This window comes from Paraburkholderia sp. SIMBA_053, assembly GCF_046534895.1.
Taxonomy (GTDB): Bacteria; Pseudomonadota; Gammaproteobacteria; order Burkholderiales; family Burkholderiaceae; genus Paraburkholderia; species Paraburkholderia caledonica.
On record NZ_JAWRXU010001073.1, the window covers coordinates 1 to 257 of the forward strand.

Annotated in this window: 1 protein-coding gene; it reads right to left on the minus strand. The window is 57.6% G+C overall.

Annotated elements, in window-relative coordinates:
- Positions 1-257 (minus strand): hypothetical protein (locus SB753_RS38930; protein WP_410805399.1); only part of this gene is annotated, 257 nt, incomplete at both ends.

The window sequence follows — 257 nt, forward strand, 5'->3', positions numbered from 1 at the left end:
GGGACGACGAGAGAATGAGTTAATAGATCGTCCCACTCATCTTCCGGCCGATAGCCCCGCGCATATCTCACCAACTGATCGATGGCTGCTCGTACGGCATCCTTGCCATCGCCTTCTGAACTAGCGAAGTATTTCACCTCGGCCAAGGCAACGACGGCCTCTGTCTCGGCACAGGTAACCACAATGTCTGGGCGGTCCCAACCGCTGCGGAAACCTAACGCGGAAAGGATTTCAGCGGTTCGCCGTTCCGACGGCTC